This window comes from Chloroflexota bacterium (assembly GCA_020161265.1).
Lineage (GTDB): Bacteria > Chloroflexota > Chloroflexia > Chloroflexales > Herpetosiphonaceae > Herpetosiphon.
This window is the reverse complement of sequence record JAIUOC010000004.1, coordinates 258,595-274,254: the sequence shown is the minus strand read 5'-3', so window position 1 is coordinate 274,254 and position 15,660 is coordinate 258,595. Positions and strand designations below refer to the sequence as shown.

The following is a 15,660-nucleotide window of genomic DNA, read 5'->3' as shown; positions in this document are numbered from 1 at the left end:
AAACGACGTTGACGCGGAAGAGTAAGCAAAAGCGCACTTGTTCAGAGAGTTATCCCTTGGCTGCGAGGATAATCAAGCTGTCTTTGCTGAATGGCCCGCTGAGTTGCTCACCGAATCTGGGTTGCTACCTAGTAGTAGGCTGAGCCGTGATTGCCTCCGTTAGCGGGCTGCGAGCGCGTAACCATGATGATGGTTGCGAATTCGGGTGGTACCGCGAGAATCAAGCCGTCTCTCGTCCCGTATGTGGATTCGAGAGACGGCCTTGTTTTAGTTAGACGGAGTAGCCATTATGGGTTCGTTACCACGGGTTTTTTCGGGCATTCAACCATCGGGCAATTTGCACCTTGGCAATTATTTGGGGGCGATTCATACCTGGGTCCAAGAGCAAAATCAATACGATAATTTCTTCTGTATTGTCGATCTGCATGCGATCACTGTGCCACAAGATCCAGCCGAGTTGCGCAAAAATGTGCGTGATTTGGCCGCATTGTATTTGGCCGCAGGCATTAGCCTTGAGCATGCCACGATTTTTGTCCAATCGCATGTGCCAGCTCACGTTGAGCTAGGCTGGATTTTAAATTGCCAAACACCCTTGGGCTGGTTGAATCGCATGACCCAATTTAAGGATAAATCGCAAAAGCAAGAAACCGTAGCGGCTGGCTTGATGAATTATCCAACGCTGATGGCTGCCGATATTTTGCTCTACGACACCCAAGTTGTGCCAGTGGGCGATGATCAACGTCAGCATATTGAGCTAACTCGCGATATTGCCGAACGTTTTAATCATCTTTATGGCGAAACCTTTGTGATTCCCGAGGCTTTGATTCGACCTGTGGCGGCGCGGGTGATGGGCCTCGACGACCCAACCCAGAAAATGAGCAAGAGCAACAAAGCTGCCAATCATTCAATTCCTTTATTGGGCGATTTGAAGGCGACGCGCAAGGCCATGATGCGGGCGGTCACCGATTCGGGCAGCGAAATCAAATTCGACGAAACCCGACCTGGGGTCAACAATCTTTTGGGGATTTACCAAGCCTTGACTGGCAAAGATAAAGCCACGATTGAGGCTGAATTTGAAGGCCAAGGCTATGGCAAGCTCAAAGGTGCAGTCGCTGATGTGGTGATTGCAACCTTGGAGCCATTGCAACAACGCTACAATCAGCTCACCGCTGATCCAGCTGAACTCGATGGGATTCTCAAGCGCGGCGCTGAACGCGCTGCTGAAGTTGCCAATGCTACCTTGTTACGGGCCTATCAACAACTTGGGCTGCGCTAATTTTTAAGGGGTCAGGGAGCAGGAGTACAGTAACCGCGAAGGACACGAAGTGCACGAAGATTGCTTTTTAGCCACAGAAGAGCACAGATCTATCGGATTAGCCTACTGTATGTCTAAACAAGCCATGATCCTTAAACAAACTTAGCGTTCTTCGTGTCCTTCGCGGTTAAAATTTCCTTCATCCCTAATTACGGCAGCCATTCAATGATTGAGCCATTGACGAAAGGTGCGGCGGCTTGGCCCGAGCCAATTTCATAGATAAACGTGCCTTGGCCAATCGTTTCATAAGTTACATAACGGCGATCAGGTGACCACTTGCCCCACACCCGAATTTCATATGAGCCGCCGCTGCTTGGTGGTGCAACTAATTCTTTATCGCCAGTATCGGCATTGATCAGCAACAACGAGCCATCATTATAATTATCGAGCATATACCAATTGGCATCGGGCGAAATTCCGCTCAGGTAAAAATCGCCAATTTTTTGCAATGTTTCAACTTCGCCCGTGGCTGGGTCGAGCAAACAAACTCCCCGATCAAAGTTTGAACGATCGCAAAAATCGTCGTAGATGATTTTGCTATCCTTGGTCCACCATGCATCAGAAGTAAACACATCGGCGAGTTTGGCCTGATTACTGCCATCAGCATTAATCACACTGAATTCGATGCCATCCTGACCAGCAGCAAACAAAATCGTTTGATTATCAGGCGACCAACTCAAGGGCTCAAAATCGATCAAGCCCGTGGTTGTCAATTGTTTTTCACTATTGCTGGTCAGATCAAAAACATAGAGATTTTGATCTTCCTTGGTTTCAAAATCGATGTCGCTAGTGACAAAGGCAAATTTGCTACTATCAGGCGACCAGCTCAAGCTTTGGGGAGCCACATCCTGCAATTCAATCACGCTACGGATATTCGCGCCATCACCATCAGCTAAATAAATATTGGTTTTTGCGCCATCGCGGACAAAAAAGGCCATAGTTTTGCCATCAGGCGACCAACTCAATAAATCGTTGTAATAGGCTTGTCCGCCAAGATCAAGCGGGCTGACTGAGCCAGTGCTCATGGTTTGGCGCACCAATTCAAAGCTATCATCAAGATAAATCAGCTCGCCAGTGAGATCAGTTGGGGCGCTACCACCAGCCGCTTGAGTTGGCAAATCGTTGGATTCATTGGTTGGTGTTGGTTGATCAACTGGATCGCTTTGGCCTTGGGTTGGCTCGACAGTTGGCTCGTTGGTTGGCTCAACCAATGGATCGCCTACGGCTTGTTCGGTTGGCTCAGCGATTTTGGTTGGAATCGGAGTCCAGGTTGGGCCAGTCGCAACATTGCCACTACCGCCATTGTTTGAATCGTTGTTGCCGAGGAAATAATATGCCCCTGCGCCGCCCGCTACCAATAGCAAAGCCAAACCGCCGCCAATCAACCAACGCCCAAGCTTATTCGATTTTGCAGTAGGTTGGGCATAGTTGGGTGGGGTCGGTGGGGTATATTGAGGCAACGGAAAATTAGGTTGAGTTGATGGTCCTTGCCCAAAGCCACCAAAATTGCTGGTTGAGCTAGGGCTTTGGTAGTTGTTGACGACTTGGGTTGGTGGATCATTCAGCGGTTGCGTGCCGCTCCGCCGTGGTGCATATGGCGAATCATCATGATCGCTGCCGCTTGGTAGGGGCTGCGACCCAAAAACCCCGCTACCCAGTACTTGGGTTGATTGACCTGCGGCGGGCTGCCGCGAGCCACATTCAGAACAATAGACCGAGCCATCGGCAAGCGCGGCTCGACAAACGACACACGATTGAGCCATAACTACTCCTTACACATTGGCTTCGCTCGAAGCCATTCCGCTACATTTGTACTCCCAATACATCTGCAACGGTGAAAATATCTTTATCGCCACGCCCCGACAGGTTGACCAAAATAATGCTTTCATTGCTCATGGTTGGGGCTAAACGTACAGCTTCGGCAATCGCATGCGACGATTCTAAGGCTGGGATAATGCCTTCAGTTCGACAGAGCATTTGAAAACCATTCAAGGCCTCTTCGTCGGTGGCATAGGTATAGAAAGCCCGTTCTTCGTCGTGGAGCCAAGCGTGCTCTGGGCCTACAGCAGCATAATCGAGGCCAGCAGAAATGCTATGGGTATTGGCAATTTGACCATCGCTATTTTGCAGCACATACGAACGGGTGCCTTGGAAAACGCCCAAGCGCCCGCCTGCAAACCGCGCTGCATGGCGACCAAGTTCAATTCCATGACCCCCAGCTTCAACCCCTCGCAAATCAACATGTTCATCGTTGATAAAGGCGTGGAACATACCGATAGCGTTCGAGCCACCACCAACACAGGCAATAATCGTGTTGGGCAATTTGCCAGTTGCTGCTAAAATTTGCTCGCGGGCTTCAATCCCGATGATGCTTTGAAATTCGCGAACCATCAATGGGTAGGGATGTGGACCAAGCGCCGAGCCAAGCAAATAGTACGAATCGGGGTTGCTGACCCAATCGCGCATGGCTTCGTTAACTGCATCCTTGAGGGTTTTCGAGCCAGTGCTAACTCCACGTACATCGGCTCCTAGCAAGCGCATGCGAAAGACATTGGGCTTTTGGCGCTCCATATCTTCGGTGCCCATATAGACCACACATTGCAACCCAAGCAGCGCACAAACGGCGGCGGTGGCAACGCCATGCTGACCAGCGCCAGTTTCAGCGATGATCCGCTGCTTGCCCATGCGTTTGGCCAACAAGCCTTGACCCAGGGCATTATTGATTTTATGTGCGCCAGTGTGGGTCAGATCTTCGCGTTTGAGCCAAATTTGAGCACCACCCAATTCCTCGGTCAAGCGGCGGGCATAGGTTAGGGCAGTTGGTCGGCCCGTATAGGTCTGGTGCAAATGTTGGAGTTCGGCCTGAAACTCAGGGTCGGTGCGAATCCGAAAAAAGGCTTCGGTTAATTCTTCGATCGCGGCCATCAAGGTTTCAGGCACATAGCGTCCACCGAAATCCCCATAGCGGCCATTTAATTCATCAAGAACAGCGTGATCGGTCATAATTGTTCCTTTAGCGTGCTTGAATAAAATCTTCAGCAACCCAACCTTGGCCAATTGCCGATTCGATCAGCCACCAGGTGTAATCATCGCCTTGGCGTGGCCCATCGATGATCGTAATCAGCTCGCCTGGATCAAGCGCCCCAATCGGCTCACCTTGAATGCTGGGATCAGGCCGGATGCGCACTTGTTCGAGGGTGATCGCCTCGCCCCCAATTTCAATCACCAGTTGAGTTGGGGTTGGTGGGGCAGGAGTGGCAATCGCAAATGGTGGGAAGGTCGGCGAAGCAGTGACTGGCGTTACCGTCACCATCACAACCAGCGGAGTTGGTGGCGTGCTCAAAACGCCGCGATCGCGTAGAAACCAACCGCCAGCCAGCCCCACCAGCAGTAGCGCCGGAATCAAGAAAAAGAGGAAATTTGGCTTTGGTTTGGGTGGGCCATTCACAATTTCATCATAGCCACGTTTATAATCGTGGTAGGTGTGATAAAACAATTGATTCAGCGTGCCATTTTCCGCATCACGCCGTCCCTGATCATAATATGGCGAAGGCATATCAACACTCCATAAAAGCCATGTTTGACCTTAGTATCATTCTCTGGCGATTTTGTCAATCAACGAAGGCTGCTAGTGGCTTGAACGAGCGTCGATGCAAGCCCGATGGGCCGTGGGCTGCCAAGGCTCGTTGATGTTGGGCTGTGCCATAGCCTTTATGCGCGGCCCAGCCATAACGCGGGTCACGTTGGTCGTATTCATGCATCAAGTTGTCGCGATAGACTTTGGCAATAATCGAGGCCGCTGCCACCGAAATGCTGATTGCATCACCCTTAGGCAGCGAGCGTTGTAATAATGGCAATTCGGGCAATTTAACCCAATCGATCACTAAGCCATCGGGCAAGCTTGGCAGGCTCAAAACCGCATGCATCATAGCCCATTTGGTAGCTTCAGCAATCCCAAATAAATCGATCAGATGGGCCGAAACCACGCCAAGGCCAATCCCGCTGGCCAAGTGGCGAATCTGTTGGGCCATTGCCTGACGAGCTTCGGCACTCAAGGTTTTCGAATCGTTGATGCCTGCCAAGGCCACAGGGTCGTTGAGCAAATGACTTGGGAAGCTGACGGCAGCGGCGACAACTGGGCCAGCCCAGCAGCCGCGACCAACTTCATCGACTCCGGCGACGATTTGCGCACCCTTGTGCCAAAGTTGTTGTTCTTCGTAAATTCCAATTGTCATAATTATTGAGGGGTTAGCGGCCAGGGGCTAGGGATCAGGCTTGATCTGAATAAGCCTATGGCCAAAAGGATTAATTTATAAGTGATTGGATTTTTCGGCGATAAAAATTTGGACTTGCGAGCGCCCAACCTGTTTGATTTGGCTGCTGACGCGAAAGCCTTCTTCTTGTAAACGCTGGATGCGCGGGTCAAGTTGGCTGGTTAGCGCTTCAGGGTTACTGTGTCGCCCAAACACCAGCCGATAAATTAACCCGATGATCAGTGCATATAGGCCATTGGGAATGCTGCCGCCATCGACGATATACAATTTGCCATCGCTGGTTAGGATTCGTTGCAATTCGGCCAAAGTGCGTCGATCAAATAGATAAGGTGCTGGAAAGGTCGAAAGCACCGCTGACCAACTGGCATCAGCATAGGGTAAGGCTTGGGCAACTGCCCGAACCAGCGTGGCTTGGGGCGCTCGGCGGCGGCTCAAACCCAACATTTGGCGCGATTCATCAAGGCCAATTGTAAGGTTTGGTTGATGTTGGCGAGCTTGTTGGACATAGCCCGTGCCACAGCCAAGCTCCAGCAAGCGCTGATCGGCAACCTCAGGCAAGGCTGCCAATACCCATTGGCTCCAATAGCCCTGTGACATGAGCCATGCAACCAGATCATAAGTAAAGGCCGCTTCGTGATAAAAACGCTCAAAAGCCCAAATAACCAACGCTTGCATTCGTTGCAGCATCGTCAATGCTCCCAAAAATACAAACGCGAGTGCAGGCTTGGCCCACACCCGCGCAGGGTTTTGCAGCTATAACGAAAACGATTAACCGCGACGTTCTTTGATCCGAGCGGCTTTACCAGTGCGACCGCGCAGGTAGTACAGGTTGGCTTGGCGAACTTTACCAGTCCGTACCAATTTCACGCCGTCGATCCGGGGTGAGTGCAGCAAGAATGTCCGCTCAACACCAATACCGTGTGAGGCAATCCGGCGCACGGTAAAGTTTTCGTTGACACCCATGCGGCGGCGGCGAATTACGACACCTTCAAAGTCTTGAATCCGTTCGCGAGTACCTTCAACAACTTTGACGCTAACGCGAACCGTGTCGCCAACGCGGAATTCTGGCACATCTTTGCGCAGATATTCGTTTTCAATTTCGTGAATAACGGGAGCCTGTTGCATTGCTCTGCCTTTATTTCTAGTGCGTAGAGCCGTATCTCTCGGCGCTGATTAATCGCTAAAGTTCATTGGCATACAGCGGATACGGTCGCTGGACAAACAACAAGCGTGTGAACTTCACACGCCGTTTCTTTTCGTGCCAATCAATTGACCGCGCGATTATAGCATAGCTCACCCCTTATGGCAACTATGATCATCATTTAAATCGCTAGGGCGTTAATGTTGGCGAGATTGGCTCGGTCGGGCTAATTGGTTCGGTTGGGCTAATTGGCTCGGTCACGGTTGGGGTGGCGATTGGCGTAGTTGCTGGCTCAGTCGGTTCAATCGGGCTGGTTGGCTCAGCTGTGGGTACGATAATCGCACTTAGAGTTACTGAAATTGCAGTCAATGGTTTGGCTAATGTGATGCCCGTTGGCAGATTAAGGCTGGGCTGAATGCTGTAACTGCCAGCATTCCGTCCAGCTAAATCCAACACTAACGCCAAATTATTGAGGTTTTGCAGGTTTTGAGCGTTGCCACGCAAGGTTACTTCAAGCTGTTTGGGTTGGTAACTCAACTCGAGGCCAGCAGGCAAATTGCGCGGGACGAGCGGCAGGTTGAGCACAATTTCGGTGCTAATTGGCACAAAGCGAATCGTGGCGATCGTGCTATCGGCGGCTTGGGCATCGCGCGGAGTTACCCCAATCGGAAAGCGCAATTTAATCGTTGCAGTGTAACTTTGAGTGCTATTGGGCAAATTGAGCGGCTGGGTTTCAACAAATTCAACTTCGGTTAAGCGCTGCGCACTACCAATTAATGTTACGAAGGCTGGTTCAAGCACTACCTCAGCACGGTAGCCCGCTGGTGGACTGTTGAGGGTTGTGTAAATAATTGGCACACGTTTGATCCCGCTGCTGGATAAAATCCGCACTTCGATATCAGCTAACTCAGGGCTAACTGTCACGCCTTCAACATCTCGCCCAGCAATATCGACAGCGATAATATTGCGGCGAGTACGCAAGTTACTGGTTTGCGACGAAAGATCAAGCGTAATTTCGCCACCAACGACCTTATTAACTTGGCTGGCTGGCCCAGTTATTGTCACCTGTTTGATCATCTCGCCATTAACGCTGGCAATTGGCAAACTGGCTTCATAGCTGGTTGGTGGCTGACCAACCGTGGTGATGGTCAATGGCAGCGAGGCCGTGATGATCTGCTCGATCTGGACTAAAACTGTGGCGGGCTGAAAGCTCTGAAAATCGAGATCGGAGCGGCTAGGAATGCTGCGAGCTTGCACTGCAACTTCATGTGAGCCTGGCTCTAGCCCTGCGATATTAATAAATGGTTGGACATTTTGCTTAGTGATGCGGGTGATTGTATCTTGGGGGCCAGAAACATTCAGGTTAACAACATCATCGGGCACGGGAATTGGCCGACCTTCGCCATCAACTAAGGTTAAATTGCTGCTCAGCCCCTCGGCGCGAATTGGCAAATTGGTAAATGGCGTAACCTGCTGCGGATTTTCGGTGAAACTGACAAACACCCAAATGATGCTGGCCAAGACTGCGGCAACGAAGGCGCGTAATGGGCTACCTGCAAGCTTACTCATACTTCTTCTTCCTCGCTTAGTTCGACGCGCAATAAGCCAGCCAGCAGTTTGCGTAAACGACCTTCAGTTAAATGGCGTACCATGCGGCCATCGTGAGTAATCGAAATGCTGCCAGTTTCTTCTGAAACGATCACTGAAATTGCATCAGATTGTTCGCTGATGCCTAAAGCGGCACGATGGCGCGTGCCATAGCGCGTGCTACCAACCACATTTTCGCTGAGTGGTAGCACACAGTTGGCGGCCAAAATGCGGTTGCGCCGAAAAATCACCGCCATATCGTGGAGCGGCGCGTTGGGGAAGAAAATATTAACCAGCAAGGGCACGGAGATGCGCGAATCGACGATCACGCCACGGTCGGCATATTCTTGCAAGCCAGTGTCGCGTTCGATCACCATTAATGCGCCGATGCCTTGTTGTGATAATTGTTTGGCTGCCCGCGAAATGGTGTTAATCATCTCCTCAACATCGGAGCGATTGGTGCTGCCAAAGCGATTAAACCATTCGCCAGTGCGTCCCAACGACTCAAGGGCGCGGCGTAATTCCGGCTGAAATAGAATCGGAATTGCCACAAAGAGAGCTGGGCTGAGGGCTTCGCGAATGATCCAGCGCAACGTGGTAAGCGGCAAGGTTGAGCCAGCCAGCAGCGCTACGACGACTAAAATGCCGACCCCGCGTAATAATTGCACTGCACGAGTGCCGCGAATGACTCCGAGCAGCCAAAAAATCAAGGCAGCAACAAGCAGAATATCTAGGGCTGCTAAGAAAGAAACTCGTTCCCAAATCTGCTGGAAGCTTGGCACAGTTGAAACCCTCGACACCGCCAGCCAACGCACCTGGGCTGGACATCGCGCCTGTACCTTACACTGATCAGGCTATCTATGCAAGTTTTAATCTACGCGGTTTTGGGCCAACCAAGCCGCTCAACGAGCCTAGTACGTAGCTAGGTGCTTGACGAAATCTGTGGAGATCGGTACTATAGGCCATCTTCTTTCCCCCCAACGCGGCGATGTTGCCTCAAATCCCTTCAATGCTGAACAGACTGCAAGGAGCACGCTATGCCCGATGTAGCCCCTTTTCGTCAGTATCAACTCGAAACCGCTTACGATGAGTTGTTTCTTGGCCCAAACACGCCTCGTCCACACTATCGGCTGCTCTCGGAACGGCTGCGCGAGTTGCCGCCTGATGAGTTGGCTCGTCGCCAGCAAGCAGCAGATTTGGCCTTTCTCAATCAAGGAATTACCTTTACAGTCTATGGTCGCGATGAAGGCACTGAGCGCATTTTCCCCTATGATTTGCTGCCACGGCTGTTGACGGCTAAAGAGTGGGATACGATTGAGCGTGGGTTGGCGCAGCGGGTTACTGCATTAAATTTGTTTTTGCGCGATATTTACCACGAGGAAACAATTCTAAAAGCGGGAGTTGTGCCGCGCGAATTGGTCTATAGCTGTCGCCATTTCTCGCGCCAAATGCGAGGGGTTAGCGTGCCACGCGATCGTTATGTTTCGATCGTTGGAACCGATTTGATCCGTTTGCCAAGCGGCCAATTTGCGGTGCTAGAAGATAATTTGCGGGTTCCCAGTGGCGTGTCGTATATGCTGGCCAATCGTTTGGTGATGAAACGGGTGTTTCCGCAGTTGTTTTCGAGCTATGGGGTGCGCTCGATCGACCATTATGGTCAAGCCTTGTTGGCAACGTTGCGATCGTTAGCGCCGCAAGGCCGCAGCGACCCAACGATTGTGCTGCTTACGCCTGGGGTCTTTAATTCAGCCTATTACGAACATACCTTTTTGGCCCGCCAGATGGGGGTTGAGCTGGTCGAAGGCCGCGATTTAATTGTTCACGATAATGTGGTGTATATGCGGACTACCGCTGGTTTGCGCCGTGTTGATGTGATTTATCGGCGAGTCGATGATGAATTTATCGATCCTTTAGCCTTTCGACCTGATTCAGTGCTGGGCGTGGCAGGCTTGTTGAATGCCTATCGTGCTGGCAATGTGGCCTTGGCCAATGCCTTGGGCACAGGCGTTGCCGATGATAAAGCGATTTATGCCTATGTGCCAGCGATGATTAAATTTTATCTTGATGAAGACCCGATTTTGCCCAATGTTGAAACCTTCTTGCTCAGCGATGATCGCCAACGCCAGCATGTGTTGAATAATTTGGATTCATTGGTGGTTAAGGCGGTCGGTGAATCGGGCGGCTACGATATGCTGATTGGGCCACATAGCACAATCGAGCAACGCGCTCAGTTTCGCGATCGCATTATTGCCAACCCACGCAACTACATTGCCCAACCAACCCTTGCGCTTTCCAAAGCTCCCTGTTTTATTGATGGCAAACTCGAATCGCGCCACGTCGATTTGCGTCCCTACATTTTGTTTGGCGATCAAATTAGCATTGTGCCTGGCGGCCTGACGCGGGTAGCCTTGCGGCGTGGCTCGTTGGTAGTCAATTCATCGCAAGGTGGCGGCAGCAAAGATACATGGGTGCTTTATTAAGGATGAAGTATGAGGGATGAAAAGAGCGTAGAACATAGAGCATAGAACATAGAACATATGGCTATAGGCTATCAGGATATTTTTGAGGGTGCAATGGCTTCTCTAGCCAAAAGCCAATAGCCAATAGCCCTATCTCCTTCGTGGATCATCATTAAAACAGGGGGTTGCTGATGTTATCGCGGGTTGCTGATAGTTTATATTGGATTGGCCGCTACCTTGAGCGAACCGAGCATACCGCCCGTTTGCTTGATGTGAATTTATCGTTGATGCTCGACCAAACGCCGGCTGCTGCCGAACGTCGCTGGGAGCGCATGCAAACCTACTTGGCTTGGAATTACGAGGGTATTCCCCAAACTTATGCGTTGGTGCAGGCCTTGACCTTTGATGTGAGCAATGCTAGCTCATTGGTCAGTGGAATTGGCGCTGCCCGCGAGAATGCCCGCCAAGTGCGCGAACAAATTAGCTCGGAAATGTGGGAACAACTCAATCGGGTCTATTTGCAGGTCAAACGCACAACGATGGATCAGATGTGGCAGGAGCCACATGAATTTCTGCATAATGTGTTGAAAGAGGGCATTCATCTATTTCAAGGCATTACGACTGCGACATTGAGCCATGGCGAATGCTGGCATTGGCTGCGTTTAGGCCAATTTATGGAGCGGGCCATGGCCACGGCGATTTTGCTCGATGTGCATTTTGCTGAAACTGGGGGCAAACCCGATGATCAAACCAATTATTTAGATTGGGTTGGGTTGCTAAAGTCCTGTACATCATTCGAGGCCTATTGTAATGTATATACTGCTGATATTCGGCCAGAACGAATTGCTGAATTTTTGTTGTTGAACGCTGAATCGCCGCGTTCGGTGCGTTTTGCCGCCGACCAAGTTGCGGCCTCGATTCAAGCAATTGCCGCCAATACAGTCGGACGGCGTGGCGATCGGGTCAAACGCTTGGCGGGACGCTTACAAGCAAGCTTGGATTATGGACAAGTTGACGAGATTATGGCCGATGGCTTGAGCGGCTATTTAGCGACCATTCAACAGCAATGCCAACAAATTCATACCAACGTCTATCAGACCTTTATTAGTTATCCGGTGGAGACAGCATTGGTATAAGGATGATCATGACAGCAGCACAACAGCGCATGTTGGCGGCCTTAACGGGCTTATCGGTGGGCGAGGCCTATGGTCAACAGCTTTGGCAGCAAGTTCAAACTGGGCTTGCCGTTGCCGACCAGCCCAGCCTTTTGCCAGCACCATGGCTGTGGACAGACGCAACCTTGATGGCATGTTCGTTGGTTGATCAATTATGGCATTATGGCGCGGTGCATAGTGCGGCGTTGGCCGCCGATTTGGCCTTGCGCTACACCCCAGTTCGTGATTATGGCAGCTCGATGCATCAATTGTTGGCCAAGCCGCGTGATGGCGCAGCCGTGATGAGCGATGCTCAAAACTTATTCGATGGCCAAGGCTCGTTTGGCGTTGGCGCGGCTATGCGGGTGGCTCCGTTGGGCTTATTTTTGGCTGATGCTCCGCTGAGCGAGGTTGCCCAACAAGCTCAACTTTCAGCGCTCACCACCCATACCCATCCTGAGGCGGTGGCGGGAGCGGTGGCGGTGGCGGTGGCAGGCGCAATTCTCTGGCGCGAACGTGATCAACCGCTGCGCCAGCCCTCGGCAATCTTGGCCGAGATTGGGCAATATGTGCCAAGTAGCAGCCTTGAGCATCGTTTGGTCTTAGCTGCGGCGATGAATGATCGCCAAATGTGGCATCACATTGCTTTACGTTTGAGCAATGGCTATCAGCATAGCGCCCAGGCTACCGTACCGTGGTGCTTGTGGTGTGCTGTGCATTATCGCGATGATTATGCTGCGGCGATCGAGCAGGTGTGTGCAGCTGGCGGCAATTTTACTTCAATGGCCGCGATTGTCGGTGGCTTGTTGGCGGGAACTTTGGGCCGCGATTGTATTCCACCGCCATGGCTGCATGCCCGCGAACCTTTGCCAAGCTGGTTTTTGGCCAGCCTTGGCCTCGAAACTATTTGATTTCACGCTTGAAGTTTGGCAGGTGCTATGTACTACACCATTCGCCACGTTACCCGCTTTCGCTATAGCAACCCAATTAGCGAAAGTATGATGGAAGTTCGTAAACAACCGCGCACCGAGGGCGATCAACGCTGCTTATCGTTTGACATAACCACCAAGCCAAAATCGAAAGTCTTGGTGTATTACGATTCGCAAGGCAATACGGTGCATCATTTTGGAATTCCACGGGCGCATACTCAGCTTGAAATTATCACCCAAGCCTATGTCGAAAATCGGATTCAAGCGCCAGCCGATGATTTCACGCTTGATCTTAGTACCTGGCAAGTTTTGGAAGATCATGCCTTGAACGGCCACGAGTGGGATTATCTCAACCCTAGCCAATTTGTGCGCTCAACCGATTTGCTCCAAGCCTTCGCTAGCGAAATTGGCCTGAGCAAACAGCTCGACCCACTCACGTTGATTCGCCAAATTACCCAAGCAATCTATGATAGATTCGAGTATGTTCCACAGAGTACCCGCGCTGATTCGCCAATCGACGAGGCTTTAGCCACACGTCGCGGCGTTTGCCAAGATTACACCCATATTATGCTCAGTTTGTTGCGCTGGTTGCAAATTCCGGCGCGGTATGTGAGTGGCTATCTGTTTCATCGCACCGACGATAGCGTGCGTTCGGCGGCTGATGCCTCGCATGCTTGGGTCGAGGCGTGGTTGCCAAGCCTTGGCTGGGTTGGCTTTGATCCAACCAACAATGTGGTGGTAGCCGATCGGCATATTCGGGTGGCGCTTGGCCGTGATTATGCTGATGTGCCGCCGACCCATGGCATTTTCAAGGGCGAAACCCAAAGCACACTTGAAGTAGCTGTCCAAGTGTGCCTTGCCGACGAGCCATTACAAGCCGATCAACCATCGCAACTAGAAGGCTGGTCGGTGGTTGAGGGCGGCGACGTGGCGGCGGTGTTGCAACAAATGCAGCAACAACAGTAAGCTTTATCTAAATCAAAAGCATGGGTAATTAATTGCCCATGCTTTAACTTGTCAGTTTGTAACTGATCTTCGTATCATTGACCTGAATGATTCCGCGAATTTTTAGCTGGTTGATCAGCGATGCGATTTCTAACTCCGATAGTTTTTTTGCGAAGATCGAGCTGATCGTGCTACTTAGAGTTTTTACAGTCGCAGGCTTTGAACTACCACGCTGTTTGAGATTTGTAACAATTAATGTAATTTGTTCAGGCTGCGCTGAGGTTTGGACTATCTGTTGTTTAGGTGGTTTTACAGCTTGCGCTAGCTGTGCTGTGGGAATATCGCTGATGCTTTGAACCCGCTTTACCGATATTTTTTTAGTTTTGAGGTGCTGGATCAAAGGGTCAAAGCCCGTATCCTTGGAAACAATATGAAAATGGGCCTTCGGTTCTTGAGCCGTTAATTGGCCAATATAAAATGCAATGTGGAAATCGAGCGCGTTACTGCCATTACCAGAGATTTGGATGTAGCTGGCGCGTGAGCCTAACTGCTGAAGCGCGACCGCAATCTCAATCGGCACTTTGGTCTGATTTGCTCCCACGAAGATTAGCAGTTTAATATGCTCGTGGTTTAATGATTCGATCGTGGCTGGTTGCACATTTTCATAGTCGATCAACACAAAATTGGTTCTCAAATATGCCCCCTTGGATGACCATCAGCGATTCTACACCACACTTGTTGCGCATTCACGCTTAAACTAGCTGTATCTTTATGATAATTCGTTTTTTGAATTTAACCAATGGATTTAGCTTAACTGCTCAGCAAAAGCCCAAGCTGGCAATGCTTCCCTTGCTTCACGCCACGCAGCAGGTATGCCCTCAATTCCAGTATAGGTAGCTACGATGCCCCCAACGATCGCACATGTGGTATCGCAATCGCCCATGCCTTCTAAGGTCAACCAGATTGCTTGCTCAAAATCGGCTAAATGCTGGGCCGTACACCACAAGGCAAATGGTACGGTATCTTGGGCTGAAATCTTGCTACCATTGCCTAACCTAGCAGTAACTGTCGCAATTGGCGTTGCCGAATCAAGCTGAATTGCCGCAGCTAAGCCCTCGGCGACTTGGCTTGTCGGAACCCACGGCTGAATGAGTTGCAAAAATTTGGTAGGGTTTGGCTGTGTGGTTTGTCGCATTTGCCAAGCCAAAGCGGCAGCAATCGCCACGGCAATTGCTCCTGCCTGCGCTTCGGGATGGGCATGGGTAATTTCAGCAGAGGCCGCCGCTTGCTGCACCACGAGCGGCAGATTATCAGCCCAAAATGCTCCAATTGGCGCTACTCGCATCGCTCCACCATTGCCAAATGAACCTTGGCCCTGATGCAAACTAGGTGCTTCCTCGCGCCAATTTCGACCACGCTGAATTCGGCCTAAGATGGCTCTGGTAGCTGGGCCATAGCCGCGTGAACGTTCATAATGCAGCGTAAAACTTTGGGCTAATAAGTCTTGATCAATAGTTGCGGTTTGGCGTAATATTGAAAATACTGAAGCCGCCATTTGAGTATCATCAGTCCAATGCCATGGGCCTTGGGGCACTTGGCGCAATCGTACCCGCGCCGGCAATGTCGAATGGGCGAACTCGAAAAAGCCTCCCAATGCGTCACCAACCGCTAAGCCTTCGAGCGCAATTTGAGCACGCAGCAATGCAGAATCAGCATTCATTCAAGCAACCTCACACACATATTGCTGGCATGATAGGCTATTTTAGGCTAGGCCGCTTGCCTTAACTGTGACTGCGACTGTCACAGGAACTTGGTATGCTAGGCTTGCGCTGAAATAAAGAGTTGATACAGCATTA

Annotated in this window: 15 protein-coding genes and 1 other annotated feature (1 of these 16 only partly in view); of the genes, 5 read left to right on the top strand and 10 right to left on the bottom strand. The window is 50.9% G+C overall.

The annotated features are described in order from the left end of the window. Positions 1-243: a binding site (T-box leader), on the top strand (it extends 1 nt beyond the left edge of the window). 46 nt (positions 244-289) lie between these two features. Beyond that, positions 290-1,276 carry a tryptophan--tRNA ligase gene (gene trpS / locus LCH85_11105; GenBank protein ID MCA0352531.1) on the top strand — a complete coding sequence of 329 codons (987 nt, stop codon included), beginning with the start codon at positions 290-292 and terminating at the stop codon, positions 1,274-1,276. Positions 1,277-1,464: 188 nt separating this feature from the next. On the opposite strand, the gene LCH85_11100 is transcribed toward trpS, so the two are convergent. The 8 genes from LCH85_11100 to cdaA all read right to left on the bottom strand — a co-directional run bounded on the left by LCH85_11100 (position 1,465) and on the right by cdaA (position 9,099). Further along, positions 1,465-3,078, bottom strand: coding sequence for a hypothetical protein (locus tag LCH85_11100; GenBank protein ID MCA0352530.1), 1,614 nt, complete (start codon positions 3,076-3,078; stop codon positions 1,465-1,467). A gap of 40 nt (positions 3,079-3,118) precedes the next feature. Further along, the gene (gene trpB / locus LCH85_11095; GenBank protein ID MCA0352529.1) at positions 3,119-4,318 is read right to left on the bottom strand and encodes a tryptophan synthase subunit beta; all 1,200 of its coding nucleotides are present in this window, start codon (positions 4,316-4,318) and stop codon (positions 3,119-3,121) included. 10 nt (positions 4,319-4,328) lie between these two features. Beyond that, on the bottom strand, positions 4,329-4,871 hold the full coding sequence (locus LCH85_11090; protein ID MCA0352528.1) for an SH3 domain-containing protein: 543 nt from the start codon (positions 4,869-4,871) through the stop codon (positions 4,329-4,331). Positions 4,872-4,926: 55 nt separating this feature from the next. Next, on the bottom strand, positions 4,927-5,550 hold the full coding sequence (locus LCH85_11085; GenBank protein ID MCA0352527.1) for a ribonuclease HII: 624 nt from the start codon (positions 5,548-5,550) through the stop codon (positions 4,927-4,929). 75 nt (positions 5,551-5,625) lie between these two features. Further along, entirely contained in the window at positions 5,626-6,276 is a 651-nt protein-coding gene (locus tag LCH85_11080; GenBank protein ID MCA0352526.1) for a methyltransferase domain-containing protein, read from the bottom strand. Between the two features lie 81 nt (positions 6,277-6,357). After that, entirely contained in the window at positions 6,358-6,714 is a 357-nt protein-coding gene (rplS, locus tag LCH85_11075; protein ID MCA0352525.1) for a 50S ribosomal protein L19, read from the bottom strand. A 205-nt stretch (positions 6,715-6,919) separates the two neighbouring features. Beyond that, complete coding sequence (locus LCH85_11070) at positions 6,920-8,299, bottom strand: hypothetical protein (protein ID MCA0352524.1); 1,380 nt, start codon at positions 8,297-8,299, stop codon at positions 6,920-6,922. Continuing rightward, complete coding sequence (cdaA, locus tag LCH85_11065) at positions 8,296-9,099, bottom strand: diadenylate cyclase CdaA (protein MCA0352523.1); 804 nt, start codon at positions 9,097-9,099, stop codon at positions 8,296-8,298. Before cdaA ends, LCH85_11070 begins: the two co-directional genes overlap by 4 nt. A 255-nt stretch (positions 9,100-9,354) precedes the next feature. Here cdaA and LCH85_11060 point away from each other — a divergent pair, with 255 nt between their 5' ends. The 4 genes from LCH85_11060 to LCH85_11045 all read left to right on the top strand — a co-directional run bounded on the left by LCH85_11060 (position 9,355) and on the right by LCH85_11045 (position 13,825). After that, positions 9,355-10,797 (top strand): circularly permuted type 2 ATP-grasp protein, encoded by a 1,443-nt coding sequence (locus LCH85_11060; GenBank protein ID MCA0352522.1) that lies wholly within the window; start codon positions 9,355-9,357, stop codon positions 10,795-10,797. Between the two features lie 170 nt (positions 10,798-10,967). Continuing rightward, the gene (locus LCH85_11055) at positions 10,968-11,912 is read left to right on the top strand and encodes an alpha-E domain-containing protein (GenBank protein MCA0352521.1); all 945 of its coding nucleotides are present in this window, start codon (positions 10,968-10,970) and stop codon (positions 11,910-11,912) included. A gap of 8 nt (positions 11,913-11,920) precedes the next feature. Beyond that, positions 11,921-12,841: an ADP-ribosylglycohydrolase family protein gene (locus tag LCH85_11050; protein ID MCA0352520.1), complete on the top strand. Its 921-nt coding sequence runs from the start codon at positions 11,921-11,923 to the stop codon at positions 12,839-12,841. A gap of 27 nt (positions 12,842-12,868) precedes the next feature. Continuing rightward, entirely contained in the window at positions 12,869-13,825 is a 957-nt protein-coding gene (locus LCH85_11045) for a transglutaminase family protein (protein ID MCA0352519.1), read from the top strand. A gap of 43 nt (positions 13,826-13,868) precedes the next feature. Here the strand turns inward: LCH85_11045 and LCH85_11040 are convergent, their stop codons facing one another. Together LCH85_11040 and LCH85_11035 are read right to left on the bottom strand one after the other, a co-directional pair. After that, positions 13,869-14,498 carry a hypothetical protein gene (locus LCH85_11040; protein ID MCA0352518.1) on the bottom strand — a complete coding sequence of 210 codons (630 nt, stop codon included), beginning with the start codon at positions 14,496-14,498 and terminating at the stop codon, positions 13,869-13,871. Between the two features lie 111 nt (positions 14,499-14,609). Beyond that, positions 14,610-15,524: an ADP-ribosylglycohydrolase family protein gene (locus tag LCH85_11035; GenBank protein MCA0352517.1), complete on the bottom strand. Its 915-nt coding sequence runs from the start codon at positions 15,522-15,524 to the stop codon at positions 14,610-14,612. Between the last annotated feature and the right edge of the window lie 136 nt (positions 15,525-15,660).